We start from the raw sequence: 20,519 nt of genomic DNA on the forward strand, positions 1-20,519 counted from the left end.
ATTGGCTCCCCGAACTGGACTCGAACCAGTGACCCACTGATTAACAGTCAGTTGCTCTACCAACTGAGCTATCGGGGATCAGCAGAATCTGTAAGTATAGGCCAACAAGGGGCGCTGCGTCAAGGGGGAATCTGGGTCGCCCCGGCACCGGGATGCGCATCGCGGCTCCGTGTCAGCTGCAGTCCGGATCATTGCCGGAGCCGTCCTTGTCTGAGACGCGGACACGGCCGACCGGGCTGATGATGATCTCCACCGGCGTGAGGACATCATCGGCTCGAGCGGCGTTGGTTTTGGCGTCATCGTCGGCGTCGCAGACGGTGATATGGCCGTTTGTCGCTGTGCCGTCGTCCTGAAAGCGGAACCCCCTCGCCGTCGAGGTCATTGTCACCGTATCGCTGCCCTGCTCGATGCGCAGGACAGCACCAGAATCGGCATCGATGACGGCATAGCCGTTGGCCCAGGCCGCTTTGCTGAGCGTGCAACCCGCACTCGGGTTGGCAGTGTTGACTGGGCACACGATCACATCTGCGGCACGCATGATCGCCTGCGCACGCGCGAAGTTGAGATGCCCCAGCAGCGCGTTGACCTCTGCGGCCCGGGTGTTGCGCTTCACCAGCGTCGTCATGCCCGAGACGCCGACGGTCAGCACGATGACCGCGATGCTCAGCGTCACCAGCAGTTCGACGAGGGTCACGCCGCGCTGCGACTGTCGGCCGGCTGGGCTGGACATAGGCGCCTCCGGATATCGGCTTCCGTGGAATCCCTTACAGCATAGACTGAAGCCGCAGCCGGGATTTCCGAGTGCGTCGCAGCGGGGAAAACCCGCAGCTCGTCAGCCTGCAACGCCGGCAATGCGCTCCAAGGCCCGCTCCAGGTTGGTCCGGCTGGTGGCGATGGAGATGCGCGCACAGCCGTCCAGCCCGAACGCAGACCCTGGCACCAGTGCGACGCCGGCCTGCTCGATGAGGTACTCGGCGAGCTCCAGGTCGTTTTTGACGCCGTCGATACGCTCGATGAGGCCGCTCACCTCCGGGAAGACGTAGAAGGTGCCGTCCGTGGGCAGGCAGTGGATGCCGGGGATGGCGTTGAGGGCTTCGACCACGAAGTCGTGCCGCTCCTTGAAGGCGGTCAGCATCTCGCCGATGCAGTCCTGCGGGCCGTCGAGCGCCGCCTGCGCCGCCACCTGGCTGATGGAGGTCGGGTTGGAGGTGCTCTGGGACTGGACCTTCTTCATGGCCTTGATGACTTCGACCGGGCCGCCGGCATAGCCGATGCGCCAGCCGGTCATGCTGTAGGCCTTGGAGACACCGTTCAGCACCAGGGTGCGCTCAAGCAGGTCCGGGCAGGCATTGAGAATGTTCACGAAGGGCGTGGCCGTGTCCCAGCGGATGTGCTCGTACATGTCGTCGGTGGCGATGAGCGCGTCCGGGTAGTCGCGCAGCACCTCGCCCAGGGCCGCCAGCTCATCCTTGCCATAGGCCATGCCGGTGGGATTCGACGGGCTGTTGATGACCACCAGGCGCGTGCGCTCGGTCATGGCCGCGCGCAGCTGCGCCGCGGTGATCTTGAAGCGCTGGTCGGCGCCGGCGTCCACGAGCACCGGCGTCGCGCCCGCGAGCAGCACCATGTCCGGATAGGAGACCCAGTAGGGCGCCGGGATCACCACCTCGTCGCCAGGGTCCAGCACCGCCTGGGCCAGGTTGTAGAAGCTCTGCTTGCCGCCGCAGGACACCAGAATCTGGTCCGGCTGGTAGTCGAGCCCATTGTCGCGCTGGAACTTGGCGATAACGGCGCGCTTGAGCTCCGGGGTGCCGTCCACGGCGGTGTACTTGGTGAAGCCCTCGTTGATGGCCTGGATGGCCGCCTGCTTGATGTGCTCCGGCGTATCGAAGTCCGGCTCGCCGGCACCGAGGCCGATGACGTCCTTGCCGGCGGCCTTGAGCTCCTTGGCGCGGGCGGTGATGGCGAGGGTGGCGGACGGCTTGACGGCCTGGACGCGGGCGGAGAGCTTGATGGTCATCGGCTTGGATTCTGCGAACGGCTGGGTGGACAAGGTTCGGCTCAGAGGAGGGCCAACGCAGGCGCGCCGTGTCGGCGCCCGCTGGCGCCGGGTCGAGGCCGGCGCCACATCCCGCCTGGCAAGCCTCGGAACCGAGTCCGAATGATAGCCAATCCCCGCCCCGGCCGACATCGGCCGAACGCACCAGCGGAGCCGCTGCGGCATGTTCGGTCCCGCGCCGCGCCTGCGCCTCCTGCGTCGCGATGAATCCGATCCACTAAAGCTGTGGCTGTGCTGCCTGGTGCTGCGGAGTGGGCTGACGCTGACATTGGCTTTGCGTCCGGTACTGCGATGCTCGGCGTCGTGGCCCTCGGCTGGACTCTGCACCGTCGCGCCCTCGCCGAAGACCCCCAGTTCGCGGAATTGCGCCGCTGGATCCTGGCCTGGCAGGCCTGCCCGGCACCGATCTTCGCGACGCCGTGCTCGCGGGCACCGACCTCCGTGGCGCCGACCTTCGATACGCGCGCCTGGTCCGCCCGCGGGACCTGAGCCGCATCCGCTTCCGTGACGCCCGGAACCTGCATCTGGCCCAGGTCAAAGGAACCACCCTGGCCGATTGCCAGATGCGCGAGCTGCCGGCGACCGGCCAAGGCGACGGCACCGACTTGGACCACGCCGACCTGCACGGCACCCGGCTCGCCGGTGCGAGCCTGCGGGGCGTGCGGCTGACCGACATCATCAACCAGACCGGCAACTTCAGCGGCAGCAACGTCAATGTGAAGTCCCACCTCGAACACGTGACCCAGGCCATTGGCACACTGCCCGATACTGACGCGGCCACCCGCGCCGAGCTGGCCCGGCTGACGACCGAGCTGTCCGCCCTGTTGCAGCAGGTGCCGTCGGCGCAGGCGGCGGCCGAAGCGGTGGCGACCCTGGCCGGCGAGCTGATCGACAACGCCGCCGTGCAGCCGCGCAATCCGGCGCTGCTGAAGGCCAGCGCGGATGCGCTCCTGAACAGCGCCCGCAACCTAACCGACCGCGTCGCACCGGTGCTGAAGGTGGTGGAGCAGGTGCTGCGGCTGCTTGGGCTCGGCTGATGCGCGGCACTCGCCGCGGGTGTCGTCGGCGCGATCCGGGGGCACCGCGCTGCAGTTCCGAGAACAGGCTGCTGGACCTGCCGTCTGGCGAAGCTCAGGGTTCAAGCGGACCGATGTCGGTCAACAGCCGCCGCATCGACAGCGCCTGAATGCGCTCGGCCAACGGGAAGCTGTGCTCGCCGGCATGGATGACGTCGAGCCGGTCGAGGCCGAGGTCGGCGATGGCGTGGCGCATGGACGGCGTGATTTTGGGCGCCGTCGTACGCTTGATCTCGAAGCCGCGGCGACCGTGCTCGGTGATGACGAGCAGATCCAGCTCGGCACCGGCGTGGGTGGCCCAGAACCAGCATTGATCCCAGCGCAGGCGCAGCCGGCTCAAGATCTGCTCGATGACGAAGCCCTCCCAGGAGGCGCCGACCTTGGGATGGGATTCCAACCCCTCCGTGGTCTCGATGCCCAGCAGGCTGTGCAGCAGGCCGCTGTCCGCGATGTAGATCTTGGGCGACTTGACCTGGCGCTTGCCGAGGTTCTCGTGCCACGGCTGAAGCTGGCGCAGCACCAGCGCTGCATCGAGCAGGTCGAGGTAGCCGCGCACGGTGGTGTGGGCGACGCCGAAGGCCCGGGCCAGCTCCGAGCCGTTCCAGACCTGGGCGTGGTAGTGGGCCAGCATGGTCCAGAAGCGGCGCAGCGTCGGCGCGGGAATGCGGATGCCGAGCGCAGGCAGGTCGCGCTCAAGGAAGGTGCGGATGAAGTCCTGCCGCCATTCGGCGCTGTCGGCATCGGACGCGGCCAGATAGGCGCGCGGGAAGCCGCCGCGCAGCCAGAGCCGTCCGAGCGCCCCGGGGCTCTCGTCGGCGCCGACCTCCGCTAGGTTGAAGCCGGGCAGCTCGTGGTAGTGGATGCGCCCGGCGAGGCTCTCCGAGCTTTGGCGCAGCAGCTCCGGGGAGGCGCTGCCGAGCACCAGAAACCGGGCCGGCGTGTCCGGGCGATCGGCCAGCACCCGGAGGATCGGGAACAGATCGGGCTTGCGCTGAACCTCGTCGAGCACCACCAATCCGCGCAACGGCTTCAGCGCAAGCATGGGGTCAGCGAGGCGCGACAGATCCGCCGGATCTTCCAGGTCGAAGTGCGTGGTGTCGTCCCCCCCGCCTGCGATGACCTGGCGGGCCAGCGTGGTCTTGCCCACTTGCCGAGCACCCAGCAGGGCGACTACGGGGTAGCGTCGTAGGCTGGCGTCGACCTCGTCCAGGTGGGGAATGCGGGTGATGGGGCTGCCCATGACCTTGAATATTGAATGATAGACGCTCAAAATGCAAGGTAGTTGTACACACTCAACGGCACCGGGAAGCGCACCATGTCCAAGCCCTTCGAGCTCGTCTCCCAGTTTCCGCCCGCCGGCGACCAGCCCGCCGCCATTCGCCAGCTGGTGGAAGGCCTGCGCGACGGCGAGGCCGGCATGACGCTGCTCGGCGTCACCGGCTCCGGCAAGACCTTCACCATCGCCAATGTCATCAACGAGGTGCAGCGCCCGACGCTGATCCTGGCGCCCAACAAGACCCTCGCCGCCCAGCTCTACGGCGAGATGCGCGAGTTCTTTCCGCACAACGCCGTGGAGTACTTCGTCAGCTACTACGATTACTACCAGCCGGAGGCCTATGTACCTGCCTCCGACACCTACATCGAGAAGGACGCCTCCATCAACGAGCACATCGAGCAGATGCGCCTGTCCGCCACCAAGGCCCTGCTGGAGCGCCCGGACGTCATCCTGGTGGCCACGGTGTCCAGCATCTACGGCCTCGGCGACCCGGAGGCCTACCTGAAGATGGTCCTGCACCTGTCCCGCGGCGAGCAGATCGATCAGCGCGCCATCCTGCGGCGGCTGACCGCGCTCCAGTACCGCCGCAACGAGGTGGAGCTGACCCGCGGCAGCTACCGGGTGCGCGGCGACGTCATCGACATCTACCCGGCGGAGTCCGACGACGAGGCCCTGCGGGTGGAGCTGTTCGACGACGAGGTGGAGGCCCTGTCCCTCTTCGACCCGCTGACGGGCGAGCTCAAGCACAAGGTGCCCCGCTACACCGTCTTCCCGAAGACCCACTACGCGACCCCACGGGAGACGGTGCTGAACGCCGTGGAGCAGATCAAGGACGAGCTGCGCGAGCGCCTGGAATGGCTGCGCGCCAACGACAAGCTGGTGGAGGCCCAGCGCCTGGAGCAGCGCACCATCTTCGACCTGGAGATGATGGTGGAAGTCGGCTACTGCTCCGGCATCGAGAACTACAGCCGATACCTCTCCGGCCGCGGCCCCGGCGAGCCGCCGCCGACGCTGTTCGACTACATCCCGGCGAGCACGCTCCTGGTCATCGACGAGAGCCATGTCACGGTGCCTCAGCTCGGCGGCATGTACCGCGGCGACCGCTCGCGCAAGGAGAACCTCGTCGAGTACGGCTTCCGGCTGCCCTCGGCACTGGACAACCGCCCGCTGCGCTTCGAGGAATTCGAGGCTCGCCAGCCGCAGGCCATCTACGTCTCCGCCACGCCGCGGGACTACGAGCATCAGCACTCCGGCGCCGTCATCGAGCAGGTGGTGCGCCCCACCGGCCTGGTGGACCCGGAGGTGGAGGTCCGCCCGGCGCTCACCCAGGTGGACGACCTGCTCTCGGAGATCCGCGAGCGCGTCGCCGCCGACGAGCGCGTGCTGGCCACCACGCTCACCAAGCGCATGGCCGAGGACCTGACCGACTACCTCGGCGAGCACGGCGTGCGCGTGAGATATCTCCACTCCGACATCGACACCGTGGAACGGGTGGAGATCATCCGCGACCTGCGCCTGGGCGAGTTTGACGTGCTGGTGGGCATCAACCTCCTGCGGGAAGGCCTCGACATGCCGGAGGTGAGCCTGGTGGCCATCCTCGATGCCGACAAGGAAGGCTTCCTGCGCTCCGAGGGCTCGCTGATCCAGACCATCGGCCGCGCCGCCCGCAACGCCCACGGCAAGGCCATCCTCTACGCGGACAGCATCACCGGCTCCATGCAGCGCGCCCTCGACGAGACCGAGCGCCGCCGCGCCAAGCAGATTGCCTTCAACACTGAGCACGGCATCACGCCCCAGACCATCAAAAAGGCCGTCGCCGACATCATGGAGGCCCATGTCCCGGGCGCGCCGAAAAGCGCCCGCGAGTACGCCCGCGTCGCCGACGAGATCGCCGAGTACGCCGACCTCACGCCGGCGCAGATGGCGGGCAAGGTCAAGCAGCTGGAGAAGGAGATGTACCGTGCCGCCCGCGAGCTCGAGTTCGAGCGCGCCGCGGCAATCCGGGATCAGATCAAGGAGCTGAGGGGGATGGGGTTGGCGGCATGACCGAAACCACCGGCGCGGCCCGCAATGGCCGCGCGGACGGCCCTGCTCAACCGCCGGGGTCGAGCACGTCGAACGCGAGCGTCTGGTGCCCCCTTTTGATGCGATAGACGGCGAAATCTCCGCGATCGAGCGTGAATATGCGGCGCTGGACCAAGGTTTCCGCAAGCACCACAAGTGACGCATCCGCCAAGTCCATCGGCCGGTCCGCGTACTGCACCATCAATTCGAAGGCCCGCCCCAGCGCCGCATCATCCAGGAACCAGACACCCAAGCCCTGCGCCGAGACAAAATCCATGAGCCGTCGCGCGCCGATGCTGCCGGGCGCCAGCAGATGAAACGCCTCGGTCAGCACCGGCACCGTCGTGCAGAGCGGCTCGGCGATGGCCGCAAGTGCGGCGGCGCACCCGGCGTGATCCGCGTCCCGCGGGTCGAACAAGGCCACCAGCGGCCCGGTGTCGACCAGGATCATCGCCCGTGCTTGCGGCGGATGGCATCGGCGACCCTGGCCTTCGCATCTCTCGCCGGCGCCGCCGCATAGCCACCGGGGCCGAGATCCAACTCCCTGTATATGTCATACGGACGGCGCGAGGTCTCCGCGAGCGCCTGGGTCTCGTAGGCCGCCAAACCCCGCTTCAACACCTCGGAGATCGACAAGCCCGTGATGCGGCGCAGCCGCTCCAGCGTCGTCTCCGCCTCGTCGTCCAGTCGTACCGTGCGCGTTGCCATGAGCTTGTGCCCACCGAAGCAAAGAATACGGAGCGTATTACAAGAATGCTGCCCCGACAACCTCTGGGATCGAGGGTGTCAGCCCCACCAAGGCTCGACCGCGGAATCCGGCGCGCATGCAACGGTGCCGCATGGCGTCGCGCAGCGCCGCCGGGCTGTGGAGTCTTGGCGCCCGCCCGTCCGACCCGAGGACGACACTCGCCGCCGTGCCGCGCCGGGGCGCGGCGGCGGGCAGCCTCGGCGGCGGGTTGCCCGTATGCTCCCGTGCGTTGATTTCCTGCAAGGGGGGGGGGACAATGCCGATGCCGCCCTGCGCGGCCAAGCCTCCAGCCCAATCAACACGACCCGAACCACGGAGCACATCCCCATGCGCATCGCCCGATTCGCCGTCGCCGCCACGCTGCTCGCGGCGGCCGGCGCCGCCCAGGCGGCCTTGACCTTCACCAACCCGACCTCCGTCGCGATCGGCCCAGACGAAGGCGCCGCCAGCCCCTACCCCAGCAGCATCCTCGTCTCCGGCGCCGGCACCGATCTCTTGTCGCTGACCGTGGATTTCTTCGACCTGAGCCTCACCTGGCCCTCGGATGTACACGCCGTGCTTGAAGGGCCGACGGGTGCGGCGATCGTGCTGATGGCGAACGCCGGGCGCGGTTTCGACTTCTCTGACGTCGATCTGACCTTCGACGACGCTGCAGCCGGCCCTCTTCCTTTCAACGCGCAGATCGTCTCGGGCACCTATCAGGTGTCCCAGTATAACTCGGCGGAGACCATGCCGGCCCCGGCCCCGTCCCCGGCCTTCGGCACCAATCTCAGCGCCTTCGCCGGCCTCGACCCGAACGGGACCTGGAGCCTGTGGCTGTACGATGATACGAATTTTGATGGAGGCAGCCTCGCCGGCGGCTGGGGTCTCAACCTGGAGGCCGCGCAGGCACCGGTGCCCGCCAGCGCGCTGCTGCTGCTGACCGGGCTCGGCGCCCTTGCCGGCGTCGGCCGCGTATGCCGCCGCTGACCGCTGATACCCAGCCACTGGGCAGGGTGAGGCCGGCGATCGGCTTGCGGGTCTGACCCTGCCCGCGGGCTCGACCTCCGCGGGGGCGACTCGCCGCCCAAACGCCGCGCCGGCGCCAGGTCCGTTGACGGCTGCATCCGGGCGACGCGGCATACTCCGGAGACCTCGCACTATGCTTTCCCGCACGCCTTCTTGCCGAGATGATGCGCATGACCACTTCGCTTTCCCGAAAGCAGTGGCAAACGACGAGGACCCGGGTGGTCAGGCTGCGACGGAGCAGGATGAAGCGGTCTTCTTCATCGGAGTGGTCGGGGTCGAAAAACTGAAGCGCCCTGACATCGTAGAACACGGACCGCGCCTCAGCGAATGAGACGCCATGTTTCCTGTGTTTCGACGCTGCCCTGCGCCGATCCCGCGGCGGAGGCCGCCGCTGTTGCCGATGGCCTTCAACGCCAAACCGTCGCTTGCATCCTGTCGAAGTGGTGGTCGTAGGTCCAGACCGGCAGCCGCAGGCGCGACGCCACCATGGCCAGCGTCGTATCGAACAGCGTGATGGACTGGTCTGGAAAGCGGCCGACCAACAGCGTCGCGTTGCGATCATCCTGCGGGCCGACTCTCAGGATGGCGGGCAGTGGGCGCGCAGCCGCTCCGCGACCCTCGCGTGCTCGGCGGCGATCTCCCGGTGACTCGGCGACAGCGCCAGGTGCAGGGCACAGGCTCGCCTGCGCACGTGGCAAGGGCATCGTAGCCCTCGACACAGGCGCGATCGTCGCCACCGGCATCGAGCCGCGCCCAGTCCGCGGCCGGCAGCCGACCAGGCAGCGCGCCCCGGGAAGCTCGCTGCGCGGCGGCCTTGCCATGGCCAAAGCCCGGCAAGCCGGATGCCGATTCGATGTTAGACCGCGGAGCGACTGGTCCCGGAACGTCGGAGTCCCAGCGCGTCAGGCCGCATCGGGTCCCTCATGCTCCCGGCAGATGCGGCTCGCGTCGTCAGCGGACAGGGGCTCGCCGGTGAGCTGGCAGCGGCTGCCGGCAGCGCTGCGCGCGTGGAACCGGCAGGTGGCGCAGACGCCGAAGCTCCGGCGGCCGTGAGCAAGCTGCAGCGCGCGCAGCAGCTCGGTGAGGGCCGTGTCCAACACCGTACGCGTACCCGCGTCCAAAGCCGCCACCGCGTACTGAAGCTTCTGCGCGCAGGCGGCCTGCTCCAAGAGGTCCAGAGCGGCGTCGGTGGGTGCGAGGTGCACCACACGGCGGTCCGCCGCATCCGGCTGCTTGGACACCAGCCCCTTCGCCACCAGCAGCTTCAGGCTCTGGGACACCGTGCCCTTGGTCTGGCCGAGGAACTCGGCCACGGCGAGAGGCGTGTCGGAGTAGCGATTGCAGGCGGCGAGATAGCGCAGCGTCTGCCAGTGAATGGGCTGCAGCCCCGCTTGCGTCCCGGCAACGCGGGCCTCGCTGCGCAGCAGGTTGCACAGCCGTTCCAGGGTGTCGTCGATGGACATAGCGCCAGTCTAGTGCGCCGTTAGTTTCTTGTCGAAACCTTCTTGACGGGTGGGCAAAGGCCGTCTAGGCTCAGCTTCCGTATCGAGTCGATACTACCCTGATGACAGTCACCGACAGGAGACCACCGCCATGCATCGCAACCTGCTGATCGGCATCGGCGCCGCCCTCGCCCTGGGCGCGTCCGGCACGAACGCCGCCGAGCCGCCGGACTATCCAGAGGATTACCGCAACTGGACCCACGTCAAGTCCATGGTGATCCACCCGGGCCACCCGTTGGCGCAGCCGTTCGAAGGCATCCATCACGTCTATGCCAACGACGCCGCCCGCGCCGGGCTGGCCAGCGGCGACTACGCCGACGGCGCCATCTTCGTTTTCGATCAGCTGGCGTACAACACCGCCGACAACGCGTCCACCGAGGGCGAGCGCGTGCTGCTCGGCACCATGGTGAAGCACGCCGGGCAGTACGCCGACACCGGCGGCTGGGGTTTCGAGGCCTGGCAAGGCGACAGCCGAAAGGCGCGCATGGTCGACGACGGCGGCGCCGGCTGCTTCAGCTGCCACGAAGACGTGGCGGAGCGGGGTTACGTGTTTACGCAGTGGCGGGATTGAGGAGCAGCGCGTCCACATACGGCCCCGCAACCAGGGCGTTCATGCTGCGCCGTCTCGACGGGGCGCGGGCGGCGAGCCCGGCGCGCAGGCAGCTGGGTCAGCGGTTGCTGAAACGGCTGCTGAGCGCATCGCCGGGCTATGAAAGGTCGCGCCCGGTGACCTGACCGGATATGGCCCACCACCAAAGGTCGGCCGGACCCTGGACCGGGCGCCCGGCCGAGCTAGCGACGCGGCCCCGCACAGGCAATGGCATTGGGATCCCGGCCGGTGCCGGTGGGGCGGAAGCGGGCGGGGGCCAGGGCATCGTAGTCCGGCTCGAAGCCGGCGGCGATGAGGGGCTCGCGCAACGGGGATTCCAGGGCGGGGTGCGCGTCGATGTGCTGAATGAGCAGCCGCCTGCGGCCGGACGGGATGCGGTGCAGCGCGGCGGCGGCGAGGTCCAGCTCGCGGCCGGTGTCAGTCAGGCTCGTCGGGAAGCTCAACAGCTGGCGGCCGTTGGCTGCCAGATACAGGACGGGCCTGCCTGCCACCAGAATGACCCAGGCCCCGGTGCTGCGCTTGGGCGACTGCTTGGCGGCGGTGTTGCCGGGGGCGCGGGCGGCCTTGGCGCCCCCACGTCCCGTGGGAGCGGCGTCCCCGCCGCGACACGCCCCCTCTGTGCTCGCTGCGCCTGTGGCAGCGGCGTGCCCGTCGCGACCGGCCGCCGTCTCCGGCCACGCCAGCAGCGCGCCGAAGGGATTGGCCGGGTCGGCGGCCGGCAGGATGCGCACGTCGTCCTCGGTGTAGCCGTCCATGGGCACCTCGTCCTCGCGCACGGCACGCAGGCGCTCGACGGCGCCGGGCAGCGCGAACTGGGCGCCGGAGAGGCCCTCGACGAAGTGCCCGCGGCGCACCTGGCCGCCCTCCTCCAACTCCTTCAGCACCTTGTAGAGCGGGCCGAAGCCGCCGGGAAGGTTCTCGGCGGCGACGGCCTCGCGGCTGACGATGCCGTAGCGCTCCAGCAGCAGGCGGGCGGTGAGCAGGACGCGCTCGGTGTCGGTGATGGCCTCACCGGCACCGAGATCCGCCACCAGCGACCAGCGCCCGCCGGCGAGGCCGCCGGTCATGCCGGCGGCGGCGCCACGGCCGAGGCCGCCGCGCATCGCAGCCCGGCCGCGCCGGCGGCCGGCCTGTGCGCCGGACCTGCCGCCGGCCCCGGCGGATTGGCCCTTGCCGGCGGCGAGCGAGCGCAGCGGCGCGAAGGTGTCGTTGGTGACGAGCCCGTCCCAGACCAGGTCCCAGAGGGCGCTGTCGAAGGCCTCGCGACCGGCGGCGCCGGCGCTGCCGGCACGCTCGATGACGGGCTCCGCGGCGCGCTGAAGGTCCATCAGGAAGCAGGCGCCGCGGCGGTGGAGCTGGTCCAGCAGGGCGGCGCGCAGATCGGCGGCGAGGTGTTCGGACGCTGACGGCGCGGTGGCGGCCTCAGCGGCAGGACCCCCGGCAACTGCCGAGCCGTCCGCGGTGCCGAGGCCGGGCTCCGCTGACCGGGCCGCGGCGGTTCCATCAGGCGCCATCGGGCTCGCGGCGTCCTGGGGCGCGGCTTCCTGGTCCGCAGAGCGGACCCCACGCACTTCCACCGCGGCGCCTTCCGTCTGACCTCGACCCTCGCCCCCCGGCCCCCGCCCCTTCCCGCTCGACCCTGGCTCCTCGCCACTCGCCACGCCCAGACCCAGGTTCTCCCGCCGGTAGACGGCGATCCTGCCGTCCTTCGGCCCGGCAGCACCCCGACCGACCCAGACGATCTGCCCGGTGGCGGCGAGCATGTCCAGGTCCTCCGGGCGGTAGCCGGTCACGCGCGCCGGCAGCAGTACCCGGTCGAGCTGAGTCCAGCTCACCGTCAGTCCTTCCAGTTGCCACAGGGCCTCCAGCAGGCGCTCGCGGCTGTCGCGGGCCTGGCGGCTGTCGCCGGCGCCGATGCCGTGCCAGTCCGGCAGGAAGCGGCCGAGCGTGGCGCCGTCCACGGGGGCCACCTCGTCGCGGGCGCGGGCCAGGGTGCGGCGCCGCAGCCGGCGCATGATCTCCGCGTCGCACCACTCGGGCTCGTGGCCGAAGGGCCGGATCTCGCCGTGCACCAGCTCGCCGCGGGTCTCGAGCAGCTTCAGCACCGGCGTGAGCTGCGCCGCCGGCAGGCCGAGCCGGCGGGCGAGCTGCTGGGTCGGAAAGGGTCCATGTGTGCGCGCGTAGCGGCGGATCAGTTGCTCCAGCGGCGCCTCCGTGGGCGCGATGAAGGCCTCCGGCAGCCCAGGCGGCGGCACGCTGCCGAGGGCGTCGCGGTAGAGCCCGGCGTCTTCGGCGCTGATCCAGCGCCGCTCGCCGGCGATGGGGATCTGCACCGCGCGGCGCTGGCGGGTCAGCTCCGCGAGCCAGGTCTGCACCAGCGTGCTACCACCCAACTCGCCACCAGGACCGGGCGACGGCCCCGCGTCGAGATCGACATCGGGATCGGGATCGCTGTCGAAACCGATGCCTGCCGCGGCTCCAGCGTCATCCTCAGCAGCACCGGCTGTCGACCGCGCAATGATCTCCTCGTCCGTCAGATCCCCCAACCGCCGCAGCAGATCATGCACCTCGTCCGCATCCCGCGCGCGGCGCTCCGGCGTCAGGTGCGCGAGCTCCGCCTCGACTTCTTCCAGCACCCGCGGGTCCAGCAGCTCGCGCAGCTCGGCCTGGCCCAGCAGCTCCGCGAGCAGGCCGCGGTCCAGGGTCAGGGCCTGGGCGCGGCGCTCGGCAATCGGGGCGTCCTGCTCGTAGATGTAGGCCGCGACATAGGCGAACACCAGCGAGCGGGCGAAGGGCGACGCGCTCGGTGTCTCGACCTCGTGCACCCGCACGGTGCGGGACTGCACGGCCCGCAACAGGTCCTTGAGTCCGGCCAGGTCGAACTGGTCGCTCAGCGCCTGGCGGTAGGTCTCCAGCACCACCGGGAAGCCGGGATAGCGGCGGACGACGGCGAGCAGGTTCTGGGCCTTGAGCCGCTGCGCCCAGAGCGGCCGGCGGCCCTTCGCCGAGCGCTTGGGCATCAGCAGCGCGCGGCCGGCGTTCTCGCGAAACAGGCTCGCAAAGAGCGCGGTGTCGGCGAGCTGCTCGGTGATGCGGTCCTCGATCTCGTCCGGGTGCGGCAGCAGCGCCATCAGGTCCGGCAGCTCGTCGCCGTCCGCCAGGCGCAGCACGATGCCGTCGTCGGTGTACATCACCTGGATCTCGAAGCCCTCGCGGCGCTCCAGCTGCCATTGCAGGGCCATGGCCCAGGGGGCGTGGATGCGGGCGCCGAAGGGGGTCAGGATGCAGATGCGCCAGTCGCCCAGCTCGTCGCGGAAGCGCTCGATGACCAGGGTGCGCTCGTCCGGGACCCTGCCCGTGGCCTCGCGCTGCTCGTGGATGTAGGCGGCGAGGTTGGCGGCGGCATGGTCGTCCAGCGGCGCCTGCTGTCGGATCCAGTCGATGGCATCTTCAGGGTCGCGCTGGGCCACCTCGCGGCAGAGGGCGCCGACGGCCCGCCCCAGTTCCACCGGGCGGCCCGGGCCGTCGCCGCGCCAGAAGGGCAGCTTGCCGGGCTCGCCGGGCGCCGGCGAGACGATGACCCGGTCCCGGGTGATCTCCTCCACGCGCCAGGTGGAGGCACCGAGCAGGATGCACTCGCCGGCGCGGGTCTCGAAGACCATCTCCTCGTCCAGCTCGCCGATGCGCGGGCCTTCGCTTCCCAGGTGCACGGCGTAGTTGCCGCGGTCCGGGATGGTGCCGGCGTTGAGCCGGGTGGTCATGGCCGCGCCCTTGCGGGGGCTCAGCACATCGTTGGCACGGTCCCAGGCGAGCAGCGGCTTGAGATCGGCGAAGTCGCTGGACGGGAAGCGCCCGGAGAGCATGTCCAGCACGGACTCCAGCGCGGCGCGGCTCAGCTCCCGGTAAGGCCCGGCGCGGTTCACCAGGCGCTGGATCTCCTCCACCGCGCGGTCGCCGGCGACACAGTGGGCGGCGATCTGCTGCGCCAGCACGTCCAGGGCGTTGGACGGCATGCGGAAGGGCTCCAGCTCACCCTTGAGCATCCGCCCGGCGATGACGGCGCACTCCAGCAGGTCACCGCGGAACTTCGGGAAGATCCGCCCGGTGCTGACCTCGCCGACGCCGTGCCCGGCGCGGCCGACCCGCTGCAGCCCGCGGGCGACTGAGCCCGGCGACTCCACCAGCAGCACCTGGTCCACGCCGCCCATGTCGATGCCCATCTCCAGGGAGCTGGTGGCGACGATGGCCTTCAGCGTGCCGGCCTTCAGCCCGTCCTCGATCTCGGCGCGCTGCTCGTGGCTGACGCTGCCGTGGTGGGCGCGGACCAGCTCGCCGATGTCCAGCCCGATGGTCTCCTCGGCCGCGGGGTCTGCGGCGGCATCCGCGTGGTCATCCACTGCCACGGCAGGCATCCCGTCGAAGTCCGCCAGCTCTTCGGCGCCTTCCAGCATGGGGTCCAGGGCGCCGCCGCCATCTGGATCACCATCGTCGCCAGCCCGACCCGTGAGGCGCTCCACGTAGGTCTCGTTCAGGCGCCGGCACAACCGCTCCGCCAGGCCCCGGCTGTTGACGAAGACGATGGTGGACCGGTGCGCCAGGATCTCGTCCAGCAGCGCCGGATAGATGGCCGACCACATGCCCTTCTCCGCCGGCGGTCGCGCCACCTCCCGGGCGTAGAGCTCGCCGAGGATCGGGCCGCCGGGGGCATCCAGGCCGGGCGCCTGCGGGGGATGCTCCATGTCCGGCACCGGCACACTGATGGTGAGGTCCAGCTTCGGCGGTGCGGCGGCGTCGACGATCTCCACCGGCCGCTCGCCGCCGAGCCAACGCGCCGCCTCCGCCAGCGGGTCCACGGTCGCCGAGAGCCCGATGCGCTGCGGGTCCACCCCGCCCGCCGCCTCCACCAGCGCCGTCAGCCGCTCCAGCGAGAGCGCCAGGTGCGCCCCGCGCTTGCTGGACGCCAGCACGTGCACCTCGTCGACGATGACCGTGTGCACACTCGCCAGATGTTCCGCCGCCCGCGAGCCCAGCAGCAGGTACAGCGACTCCGGCGTCGTCACCAGGATCTCCGCCGGGTCCTTCAGCTGCTGCGCCCGCTCCCGCTGGGAGGTGTCGCCGGTGCGGATGGCCACCCGGGGCAGCTGGTGCCGCTCCCCCAGCGCCGCAGCGGCGCTGGCGATGCCCGCCAGCGGCGCCCGCAGGTTGCGCTCGATGTCGTAGACCAGCGCCTTCAGCGGGGAGATGTAGAGCACCCGCGTGCCCGCCGCTCTCTCATCGTCGCGGCCCCGAGCGCTGCTGTCCGACCCGACTCCTTCTCGCCCCTCGCCCATCGCCCCTGGTCCCTCAACCCCCATCAACCGGTCTATGGACCATAAGAACGCCGCCAGCGTCTTACCGCTGCCCGTCGGCGCCGTGATGAGCACGTTCAAACCGGCCGCGATCACCGGCCAGCCGGCAGACTGGGCATCGGTGGGTCCGGCAAAGTTCTGGCTGAACCAGCGTTGGGTGGCGGAGCTGAAGGCGTCCATGTCCAACCAGATGGGGACTCAGGAGGATCAGTCCGACGCCACTTGCGAGAACACGCCGCGCAGTGCATAGGTCGGGCCGACGCCGGGAGGCCCGACCATCCAGAGGCTTGTCGACCAACGGAGCGTCGGGCTTGGTCCTCAGGCCGATCTACGGCTTGGAGGCTCAGCACAAACTCGGAATGCGCCGATCAGCGACACCTTCCTCGCAACTCGCCGCGCCATGGCGCAGAGCGCCTGCGAATGCGCAACACCGCTCCCGCGGTGTCGCGCCTCTGTAGGCGCTCCGCGCCCTGGGCAGCGAGGCCCGGCACTAGGCCAGCGCGGGAAGGTGGCGCATGAAACGCAGCGCCAGCAGAAGCAGCGCACAACGGTGGGTCCGCTTCGCTTGATCCACCCTCCCATCGAATACGCGGACGAGCACCAACAGAAGCTCAAGGCAGGCCGCGGGGGCGTCTGGCGCATCCCGCCGAGCTATGACGGCGCCAAACGCAGCCCGCTGCCGCGCTTCACGGTGCTCTCCGCCGAGGAAACTGCCGCCCTGACCGCCTTTTTTGCCGAGATCGGTGCCGCACTTCTACGGGTGTTGGTGCCGGGCGGGCACATCTTCATCGCCTCCAACCCGCTCTTGTCGTCGCTGACGTTCGCGGCACTGCAAAGTGCAGACTTGGACAAGCGGGGAGAGGTGATTCGGCTGGTGCAGACGACGATGGGCAGACGCTGAGCCTGCGCCCGTTCTACAACGAGGCCGAGCGCCTGTTCCGCGCCGAGCACAAGCGCTTCGACTATCCAAGCTGCGCGCCAGATGCAACCCAGGCTTGGTCCGATTACGAAGCCTGGCTGGATGCGTTGGCCAGCTTCGATGAAGCCCAGCTGAAGGGCCTGCGGGCTCGCGTCGAGGCGTATGTTCTGCAGCAGCGCACGACTCGCCATCTCCGCGGAGGTCAAGCACTTCATCCTGAAGCCGGGCGAAATCTCGGATCTCGCCGCTTTTGCCAACGAGACCGGCCGCCGCGGCACCTTGGGGATCGTCGTCGCATCGGGCTTCGCGGACAGCGCCCGCGCCGAGCTGGAGGCGTTGGGTATCAGGGGGCTGGATACCGCGGACCTGCTGCGCGTCGTCGAGCTCTGGGACACACTCAAGCAGCGCACGGCGCTGGCATCGCTGGTTTACTATGCTCGCCACGTCGAAAAGAACGCTTCCCTCGCAGCCCGGATCGAGCACTTTCTGGAGACTGCGCGGTCCTGAAGCCGGCCTCCCACCGAGGCCCCGCAGGCTGCGTGACCAGGGCAGCGAGCGTTTCAGCAAACACCGGTTTTTCACCCGGCTCAAAACTGCCGCATCCTGCGTACCGCAGACCGCACATGCACGCGCACGCTCCCCCAAGCCCAGCCCAGGCCAGCCTCTACGAGCAGCTCGAAGCCCTGCCCGAGGGCCTGATCGGCGAGATCCTCGACGGGCAGCTGCACACCCAGCCGCGCCCGACGGGCATCCACGCCCTGGCAGCGGCGGGCGTGAGCGGCGAGCTGTACGGCCCCTTCCAGCGCGGGCACGGCGGCCCGGGTGGCTGGTGGATCCTGCCGGAGCCGGAGCTGCACTTCCTGCGGGACACCGAGGTGGACGTCCCGGACCTCGCCGGCTGGCGGCGCGAGCGCATGCCCCAGGTACCGGCGGGCCACCGCTTCGAGATCGTCCCGGACTGGGTCTGCGAGATTCTTTCGCCGTCCACGGCGAGCAAGGACCGCGAGATCAAACTGCCCATCTACGCCCGCTACGGTGTGCCCTGCGCCTGGCTCATCGACCCCGCTGCACGCCGCATCGAGGCCTACCGCCTCGTCAACGGCGCCTGGCAGGACGCCCGCACCTTCACCGGCGACCAGCCCCGGCGCATCCCGCCCTTCGATGCCGTCGCCATCGACCTGGCGGCGCTGTGGGGTGCATAGGTCGGGCTGAGCGGCAGCGAACCCCGACGCAAGCGCCAACACCCGACCTCCCGGCTTCCGCCCGGCCAACGCAACACGGCCGGAATGGGATGCGCGCCCCTTTTGATCCTGCCGCCGATCCGGCGCCGTTGCGGGCCTGGATGCTGTGGATGTCCGTGTGGTGCCGGCTACTTCTGCTCTCCCTGGGCTCGGGCGCGCTGCCGGATCAGCCCCGTGACCAGCTGCGTGAATGTCGCCGCGCGAAGATCACCCAGGCGGGCCGTTAACCGGCGGGTTCCAGCTCCTCGAACGCCAGGCTCTGGTGGCCCCATTTGATGCGATAGACGGCGAAGCCATCGTGATCGAGCCTGAAGATGCGGCGCTGGCCCATCCACCAGCTCCGGATGACGAAACCGCCACTGCAGACATCGCCGGGCTGTTGCAGCTCGCACCCTGCGGCTTGAACGGCATCGAGCCAGGCCGCGACGGCATCCTTGCCGTGCTCGATGGCCTCTTCCGGCGTGGCGCCGTCAGACCGGCAGCCCGGCAAATCCGGAGAGGTGATGAGCCAGCCGCCGCCTTCCTCCTCGGACAGCGGGCGCATCTCGAACGGGTGCTTGGGCAGATCGGTCATTGGTCGACTCCCAGCTCTTCCAGCAGGGCCAGAAACTGCTGGATGTAAACAGGCGTGATGGGACGCTTGAACGGCACCGTGACGGCCAGCTCGCAGTCAGGATGGAGGAACATGAAGTGACTGCCGCCCGTCTTGCGCCCCTCCCGCACGGAGGATCGGCGATTTTCCTCTTGCATCGCGGAACTGACCTCGCCGGCGGCATGACCGAAGAAGAGATCTTGGCGGACTTTCCGAGCCTGCGCCCGGAGCACCTTCGCGCGGCGCTGATCTTTGCCGCGCAACGGGAGCGTCGTCTGGCCACGGCAGCCCCAGATGAAGCTGCTGCTTGACGAAAATCTGAGCCCCCGGCTCGCGGAATGGCTGCAACAGGTGCGATCGGTCACTTCGCTCGCTGTGGGGCGCTCGTGCTTGCAGCCCTATTGCAGACCGAGCAGGTTCCAGCACGAGCCAACTGCTGGCAGCGTGCCCGGTGGATTGCAGGTCTTGACCCCTTCTGATCAGCAAGATGTTTCAGCTGGACCCATAAAGTTGCCAAACAGCGGGCTGTCCAAAGCGGCAAGGCCGGCAAACGTGGCCTTTCCGGTTCCGCAGACTACGCATTTTGGCCACGCGATGAAGATGGCTGCATCTTGGCCGGGGCTCGTCCTGAACGGGGTCCACCTAAGGCTGGTCGCCAATGACTTCATCGAGGCTTGCAGCGTCGAGCACTCGATCTGCCCAGGTCTCAAGCTCCGCTTCACTCGCTTCGCCGAGGCGCGAGTCCACCCACGCCGGCAGCTCGCCGAAGCGGCGCACGAGCAACCGACGCAGCACCTTCGCCTCGCCCTCCTTCAGGCCTTCGCGCCGGCCTTCGGCCAAGCCTTCAGCCTTCCACTCCTCGGTCCATGTTTTCACGCGTTCTGCAAGCATGTCGCGCACCTCATGCAGTTCGATAACGTTCGGAATCTCGGCGCCGGGGACCCGCGCCGGCAGCAGCACCCGCTTGAGCCAGACCACGAAGGCGCGGCGCAGGTCCGCCTGCTCCGGTGCGGCGAGCCATTCGATGGATCAGGTCGGCGACCATCTCGCGGTGGGCGAACAGCAGCTTGTAGGAGGCGTCATGCTCAGCCATGGTCGCCGCTCGCCAACGGCAAGGGCTGCTGCCGACCGTCCACATCGGCGTCGTTGCGCGGTCGTCCAGGCGACCCCTTCCAAGTCCGCCGCCCCACCATGGCCGCGATCTGCCGCTCGCACTTGGCGCTGCCCAGCACGAAGCCGCCGTTGGTGCACGCGCGCAGACGCGCCAACAACCCCTCGCTGAGCGCCTCGGCGAACAAGCCGCGATAGGCCGAAAGACGCGCCTCGCGGGAGCGCGCCAATTCCTGATATAGCGCATGCGGCGTCACCACGGCATCGGCTTCTCCGAGCGCGTTCGCGCGATAGCTCGACCAGGGATACTCATCGGGGCCGCTCACCATCCCGGCCCGCACCGGATTCAGCTCGATGTATCGACAGCAGGCGAGCAGATAGCCGTCCGCCTCGATCAGCGACGAGCGGAATCGACCCTCGAACAAACCGCCGGTGCGCCTGTAGCTCCGATTCACGTTCTGCACGTAGCGCTGCCCGACCCGCTTCATGACCCTCGACACGCCGTCGTCTTCCGTCGCCGTCATCAACAGGTGGATGTGGTTGGTCATCAGCACATAGGCATGCACCGCCACCCGCTCCCGCTCCGCCGCCTGTGCCAGGCAACTCAGAAGAAAGTGCCAGTCCTCGTCGTGAAAGAACACGGCAGCCCGGTCCGTGCCCCGAAGGATGACATGCATCGGAAAGCCGGCTGCAACGACTCGGGGCGTTTGGGCATGCGTTACCTTTGCACCTCGCCTGCTTATCAAGCCTACGCATCGACGCAGCTGTCACCAGCCACGCCGCAAGGCTCGATACTGGGCTCGCGGCTCACGATTACCCAGGCGGGACTTGCACCCGCTGGATCACGCGGCCTTGCCAGGCCGCACTGTCCCCGTTTTCCCTGTCCGACCAGCGCTGGCGCCAACGCTGCACCGTGGCGCGCCCGAGCGCCAACCTGGCCGCGGTGGCACGCACACCAACGCCCGC

At 69.2% G+C, this 20,519-nt stretch carries 21 protein-coding genes, 1 tRNA gene and 1 pseudogene; 8 read left to right on the forward strand and 15 right to left on the reverse strand.

Annotated elements, in window-relative coordinates:
• Nucleotides 1-2: 2 nt before the first annotated feature.
• The 3 genes from QZ607_RS23835 to QZ607_RS23845 all read right to left on the reverse strand — a co-directional run bounded on the left by QZ607_RS23835 (nt 3) and on the right by QZ607_RS23845 (nt 2,020).
• A tRNA-Asn gene (locus QZ607_RS23835) sits at nt 3-78 on the reverse strand.
• A gap of 94 nt (nt 79-172) precedes the next feature.
• Nucleotides 173-730 carry a GspH/FimT family pseudopilin gene (locus QZ607_RS23840; protein WP_295888194.1) on the reverse strand — a complete coding sequence of 186 codons (558 nt, stop codon included), beginning with the start codon at nt 728-730 and terminating at the stop codon, nt 173-175.
• Nucleotides 731-832: 102 nt separating this feature from the next.
• Nucleotides 833-2,020, reverse strand: a complete 1,188-nt coding sequence (locus QZ607_RS23845) for a pyridoxal phosphate-dependent aminotransferase (protein WP_295888196.1) — start codon at nt 2,018-2,020, stop codon at nt 833-835.
• A gap of 431 nt (nt 2,021-2,451) precedes the next feature.
• On the opposite strand from QZ607_RS23845, the gene QZ607_RS23850 reads away from it, so the two are divergent.
• On the forward strand, nt 2,452-3,096 hold the full coding sequence (locus tag QZ607_RS23850) for a pentapeptide repeat-containing protein (protein ID WP_295888233.1): 645 nt from the start codon (nt 2,452-2,454) through the stop codon (nt 3,094-3,096).
• A gap of 94 nt (nt 3,097-3,190) precedes the next feature.
• On the opposite strand, the gene QZ607_RS23855 is transcribed toward QZ607_RS23850, so the two are convergent.
• Nucleotides 3,191-4,375, reverse strand: coding sequence for an ATP-binding protein (locus QZ607_RS23855; RefSeq protein ID WP_295888198.1), 1,185 nt, complete (start codon nt 4,373-4,375; stop codon nt 3,191-3,193).
• Nucleotides 4,376-4,450: 75 nt separating this feature from the next.
• On the opposite strand from QZ607_RS23855, the gene uvrB reads away from it, so the two are divergent.
• Nucleotides 4,451-6,457, forward strand: a complete 2,007-nt coding sequence (uvrB, locus tag QZ607_RS23860; protein WP_295888200.1) for an excinuclease ABC subunit UvrB — start codon at nt 4,451-4,453, stop codon at nt 6,455-6,457.
• 46 nt (nt 6,458-6,503) lie between these two features.
• Here uvrB and QZ607_RS23865 read toward each other — a convergent pair whose 3' ends face one another.
• Together QZ607_RS23865 and QZ607_RS23870 are read right to left on the reverse strand one after the other, a co-directional pair.
• On the reverse strand, nt 6,504-6,926 hold the full coding sequence (locus QZ607_RS23865) for a PIN domain-containing protein (RefSeq protein WP_295888202.1): 423 nt from the start codon (nt 6,924-6,926) through the stop codon (nt 6,504-6,506).
• A complete protein-coding gene (locus tag QZ607_RS23870) occupies nt 6,923-7,183 on the reverse strand; it encodes a hypothetical protein (RefSeq protein ID WP_295888204.1) in 261 nt (86 codons plus the stop codon). The genes QZ607_RS23865 and QZ607_RS23870 overlap by 4 nt, the downstream gene beginning before the upstream one ends.
• Before the next feature lie 367 nt (nt 7,184-7,550).
• Between QZ607_RS23870 and QZ607_RS23875 the strand changes: the two genes are divergently transcribed.
• On the forward strand, nt 7,551-8,192 hold the full coding sequence (locus QZ607_RS23875; protein WP_295888207.1) for a VPLPA-CTERM sorting domain-containing protein: 642 nt from the start codon (nt 7,551-7,553) through the stop codon (nt 8,190-8,192).
• Here the strand turns inward: QZ607_RS23875 and QZ607_RS23880 are convergent.
• From QZ607_RS23880 to QZ607_RS23890, 3 genes and pseudogenes are all read right to left on the reverse strand, one after another.
• Nucleotides 8,092-8,544, reverse strand: a pseudogene (locus QZ607_RS23880) (BrnT family toxin); the annotation flags it as partial. The gene QZ607_RS23875 and the pseudogene QZ607_RS23880 sit on opposite strands and share 101 nt — an antisense overlap.
• A 94-nt stretch (nt 8,545-8,638) precedes the next feature.
• On the reverse strand, nt 8,639-8,773 hold the full coding sequence (locus tag QZ607_RS23885; RefSeq protein WP_295888238.1) for a hypothetical protein: 135 nt from the start codon (nt 8,771-8,773) through the stop codon (nt 8,639-8,641).
• Between the two features lie 360 nt (nt 8,774-9,133).
• Entirely contained in the window at nt 9,134-9,694 is a 561-nt protein-coding gene (locus tag QZ607_RS23890) for a MarR family winged helix-turn-helix transcriptional regulator (RefSeq protein ID WP_295888210.1), read from the reverse strand.
• A 130-nt stretch (nt 9,695-9,824) separates the two neighbouring features.
• Between QZ607_RS23890 and QZ607_RS23895 the strand changes: the two genes are divergently transcribed.
• On the forward strand, nt 9,825-10,304 hold the full coding sequence (locus tag QZ607_RS23895) for a cytochrome P460 family protein (protein WP_295888212.1): 480 nt from the start codon (nt 9,825-9,827) through the stop codon (nt 10,302-10,304).
• Nucleotides 10,305-10,525: 221 nt separating this feature from the next.
• On the opposite strand, the gene QZ607_RS23900 is transcribed toward QZ607_RS23895, so the two are convergent.
• Nucleotides 10,526-15,871 carry a DEAD/DEAH box helicase gene (locus QZ607_RS23900; protein WP_295888236.1) on the reverse strand — a complete coding sequence of 1,782 codons (5,346 nt, stop codon included), beginning with the start codon at nt 15,869-15,871 and terminating at the stop codon, nt 10,526-10,528.
• Between the two features lie 328 nt (nt 15,872-16,199).
• Between QZ607_RS23900 and QZ607_RS23905 the strand changes: the two genes are divergently transcribed.
• From QZ607_RS23905 to QZ607_RS23915, 3 genes are all read left to right on the forward strand, one after another.
• Nucleotides 16,200-16,592, forward strand: coding sequence for a hypothetical protein (locus QZ607_RS23905; RefSeq protein ID WP_295888213.1), 393 nt, complete (start codon nt 16,200-16,202; stop codon nt 16,590-16,592).
• Between the two features lie 180 nt (nt 16,593-16,772).
• On the forward strand, nt 16,773-17,117 hold the full coding sequence (locus tag QZ607_RS23910; protein ID WP_295888216.1) for a hypothetical protein: 345 nt from the start codon (nt 16,773-16,775) through the stop codon (nt 17,115-17,117).
• A 116-nt stretch (nt 17,118-17,233) separates the two neighbouring features.
• Entirely contained in the window at nt 17,234-17,812 is a 579-nt protein-coding gene (locus tag QZ607_RS23915; RefSeq protein WP_295888218.1) for a Uma2 family endonuclease, read from the forward strand.
• A gap of 262 nt (nt 17,813-18,074) precedes the next feature.
• Here QZ607_RS23915 and QZ607_RS23920 read toward each other — a convergent pair whose 3' ends face one another.
• Both QZ607_RS23920 and QZ607_RS23925 read right to left on the reverse strand, forming a co-directional pair.
• Complete coding sequence (locus QZ607_RS23920; RefSeq protein ID WP_295888219.1) at nt 18,075-18,425, reverse strand: type II toxin-antitoxin system HicB family antitoxin; 351 nt, start codon at nt 18,423-18,425, stop codon at nt 18,075-18,077.
• Nucleotides 18,422-18,601 (reverse strand): type II toxin-antitoxin system HicA family toxin, encoded by a 180-nt coding sequence (locus tag QZ607_RS23925; RefSeq protein WP_295888223.1) that lies wholly within the window; start codon nt 18,599-18,601, stop codon nt 18,422-18,424. Before QZ607_RS23925 ends, QZ607_RS23920 begins: the two co-directional genes overlap by 4 nt.
• A gap of 24 nt (nt 18,602-18,625) precedes the next feature.
• Here QZ607_RS23925 and QZ607_RS23930 point away from each other — a divergent pair, with 24 nt between their 5' ends.
• Nucleotides 18,626-18,754, forward strand: coding sequence for a DUF433 domain-containing protein (locus tag QZ607_RS23930; RefSeq protein WP_295888225.1), 129 nt, complete (start codon nt 18,626-18,628; stop codon nt 18,752-18,754).
• A gap of 331 nt (nt 18,755-19,085) precedes the next feature.
• Here QZ607_RS23930 and QZ607_RS23935 read toward each other — a convergent pair whose 3' ends face one another.
• The 3 genes from QZ607_RS23935 to QZ607_RS26005 all read right to left on the reverse strand — a co-directional run bounded on the left by QZ607_RS23935 (nt 19,086) and on the right by QZ607_RS26005 (nt 20,507).
• On the reverse strand, nt 19,086-19,421 hold the full coding sequence (locus tag QZ607_RS23935) for a DUF4351 domain-containing protein (RefSeq protein WP_295888227.1): 336 nt from the start codon (nt 19,419-19,421) through the stop codon (nt 19,086-19,088).
• A gap of 107 nt (nt 19,422-19,528) precedes the next feature.
• Entirely contained in the window at nt 19,529-20,230 is a 702-nt protein-coding gene (locus QZ607_RS23940; protein WP_295888230.1) for a transposase, read from the reverse strand.
• 136 nt (nt 20,231-20,366) lie between these two features.
• A complete protein-coding gene (locus QZ607_RS26005; RefSeq protein ID WP_367268248.1) occupies nt 20,367-20,507 on the reverse strand; it encodes a hypothetical protein in 141 nt (46 codons plus the stop codon).
• Nucleotides 20,508-20,519 lie beyond the last annotated feature (12 nt).

It is taken from the genome of uncultured Thiohalocapsa sp. (assembly GCF_913063425.1).
Taxonomy (GTDB): Bacteria; Pseudomonadota; Gammaproteobacteria; order Chromatiales; family Chromatiaceae; genus Thiohalocapsa.

Coding starts and splice junctions, on each gene's coding strand:
- QZ607_RS23840 (WP_295888194.1), bottom strand. CDS start 730: ATGTCCAGCCCAGCCGGCCGACAGTCGCAGCGCGGCGTGACCCTCGTC.
- QZ607_RS23845 (WP_295888196.1), bottom strand. CDS start 2,020: ATGACCATCAAGCTCTCCGCCCGCGTCCAGGCCGTCAAGCCGTCCGCC.
- QZ607_RS23855 (WP_295888198.1), bottom strand. CDS start 4,375: ATGGGCAGCCCCATCACCCGCATTCCCCACCTGGACGAGGTCGACGCC.
- uvrB (WP_295888200.1), top strand. CDS start 4,451: ATGTCCAAGCCCTTCGAGCTCGTCTCCCAGTTTCCGCCCGCCGGCGAC.
- QZ607_RS23865 (WP_295888202.1), bottom strand. CDS start 6,926: ATGATCCTGGTCGACACCGGGCCGCTGGTGGCCTTGTTCGACCCGCGG.
- QZ607_RS23870 (WP_295888204.1), bottom strand. CDS start 7,183: ATGGCAACGCGCACGGTACGACTGGACGACGAGGCGGAGACGACGCTG.
- QZ607_RS23875 (WP_295888207.1), top strand. CDS start 7,551: ATGCGCATCGCCCGATTCGCCGTCGCCGCCACGCTGCTCGCGGCGGCC.
- QZ607_RS23890 (WP_295888210.1), bottom strand. CDS start 9,694: ATGTCCATCGACGACACCCTGGAACGGCTGTGCAACCTGCTGCGCAGC.
- QZ607_RS23895 (WP_295888212.1), top strand. CDS start 9,825: ATGCATCGCAACCTGCTGATCGGCATCGGCGCCGCCCTCGCCCTGGGC.
- QZ607_RS23900 (WP_295888236.1), bottom strand. CDS start 15,871: ATGGACGCCTTCAGCTCCGCCACCCAACGCTGGTTCAGCCAGAACTTT.
- QZ607_RS23910 (WP_295888216.1), top strand. CDS start 16,773: ATGTTCTGCAGCAGCGCACGACTCGCCATCTCCGCGGAGGTCAAGCAC.
- QZ607_RS23915 (WP_295888218.1), top strand. CDS start 17,234: ATGCACGCGCACGCTCCCCCAAGCCCAGCCCAGGCCAGCCTCTACGAG.
- QZ607_RS23920 (WP_295888219.1), bottom strand. CDS start 18,425: ATGACCGATCTGCCCAAGCACCCGTTCGAGATGCGCCCGCTGTCCGAG.
- QZ607_RS23925 (WP_295888223.1), bottom strand. CDS start 18,601: ATGCAAGAGGAAAATCGCCGATCCTCCGTGCGGGAGGGGCGCAAGACG.
- QZ607_RS23930 (WP_295888225.1), top strand. CDS start 18,626: ATGACCGAAGAAGAGATCTTGGCGGACTTTCCGAGCCTGCGCCCGGAG.
- QZ607_RS23940 (WP_295888230.1), bottom strand. CDS start 20,230: ATGCATGTCATCCTTCGGGGCACGGACCGGGCTGCCGTGTTCTTTCAC.